The sequence below is a fragment of the Kitasatospora sp. NPDC057223 genome, assembly GCF_042669755.1.
In the GTDB taxonomy this organism is placed as follows: Bacteria; Actinomycetota; Actinomycetes; order Streptomycetales; family Streptomycetaceae; genus Kitasatospora.
The window spans coordinates 1-1,715 of the sequence record NZ_JBHUWW010000297.1 but is presented as its reverse complement, the minus strand read 5'-3'; the positions used below and the strand labels follow the sequence as shown (position 1 = coordinate 1,715).

The following is a 1,715-nucleotide window of genomic DNA, read 5'->3' as shown; positions in this document are numbered from 1 at the left end:
ATCGGCCTGGACGAGGAGGCCGGTGCGGGCGGTGCCGGTGCCACGGGCGCGCAGTGGCGCCGGGCGTGGCAGGAGGCGACCGGCAAGGACGCCGAGGAGCTGGTCTGGGACACCCCGGAGGGCATCGGCGTGAAGCCGCTCTACACCGGTGAGGACCTGGAGGGCCTGGACTTCCTGGCCACCTACCCCGGCATCGCGCCGTACCTGCGCGGCCCCTACCCGACGATGTACGTCAACCAGCCGTGGACGGTGCGCCAGTACGCCGGGTTCTCCACCGCGGAGGAGTCCAACGCGTTCTACCGCCGCAACCTGGCCGCGGGCCAGAAGGGCCTGTCGGTGGCGTTCGACCTGCCGACCCACCGCGGCTACGACAGCGACCACCCGAGGGTGACCGGCGACGTCGGCATGGCCGGCGTCGCCATCGACTCGATCTACGACATGCGCCAGCTCTTCGACGGCATCCCGCTGGACAAGATGTCCGTGTCGATGACGATGAACGGCGCCGTCCTGCCCATCCTCGCGCTGTACATCGTCGCCGCCGAGGAGCAGGGCGTCGCCCCCGAGCAGCTCGCGGGCACCATCCAGAACGACATCCTCAAAGAGTTCATGGTCCGCAACACCTACATCTACCCGCCGCTGCCCTCGATGCGGATCATCTCCGACATCTTCGCGTACACCTCGCAGAAGATGCCCCGCTACAACTCCATCTCCATCTCCGGGTACCACATCCAGGAGGCCGGGGCGACGGCCGACCTGGAACTCGCCTACACCCTCGCCGACGGCGTGGAGTACCTGCGCGCCGGCCTTCAGGCCGGCATGGACGTCGACGCCTTCGCACCACGCCTGTCCTTCTTCTGGGCGATCGGCATGAACTTCTTCATGGAGGTCGCCAAACTGCGCGCCGCCCGCCTGCTGTGGGCCAAGCTCGTCGCACAGTTCGACCCGAAGAACCCCAAGTCCCTGTCACTGCGCACCCATTCGCAGACCTCGGGCTGGTCGCTGACCGCGCAGGACGTCTTCAACAACGTGACACGCACCTGCGTGGAGGCGATGGCCGCCACCCAGGGCCACACCCAGTCCCTGCACACCAACGCCCTCGACGAGGCCCTCGCCCTGCCCACCGACTTCTCCGCCCGCATCGCCCGCAACACCCAGCTCCTGCTCCAGCAGGAGTCCGGGACCTGCCGCGTCATCGACCCCTGGGGCGGCTCCGCCTACGTCGAGAAACTCACCCACGACCTCGCCCAGCGCGCCTGGCAGCACATCCAGGAGGTCGAGGCCGCCGGCGGCATGGCCAAGGCCATCGACGCCGGCATCCCCAAACTCCGCGTCGAGGAGGCCGCCGCCCGCACCCAGGCCCGCATCGACTCCGGCCGCCAGCCCGTCATCGGCGTCAACAAGTACCGCGTCGCCACCGACGAGCAGATCGACGTCCTCAAGGTCGACAACACCTCCGTGCGCACCCAGCAGGTCGAGAAACTGCGCCGCCTGCGCGCCGAGCGCGACGAGGACACCTGCCAGGCCGCCCTCGCCGCGCTCACCGCCTCCGCCGAGGCCGGCCCCCGCACCGGCAGCAACGGCGGCGACGGCCTGGAGGGGAACCTGCTGGCCCTCGCCGTCGACGCGGCCCGCGCGATGGCGACCGTCGGGGAGATCTCCGACGCGCTGGAGAAGGTCTACGGACGCCACTCCGGACAGATCCGTACCATCTCCGG

1 protein-coding gene is annotated in these 1,715 nt (G+C 69.7%); it reads left to right on the top strand.

Going from position 1 to position 1,715, the window contains the following annotated elements:
* Positions 1-1,715 (top strand): methylmalonyl-CoA mutase (scpA, locus tag ACFUK0_RS40140; RefSeq protein ID WP_380259034.1); only part of this gene is annotated, 1,715 nt, incomplete at its 3' end.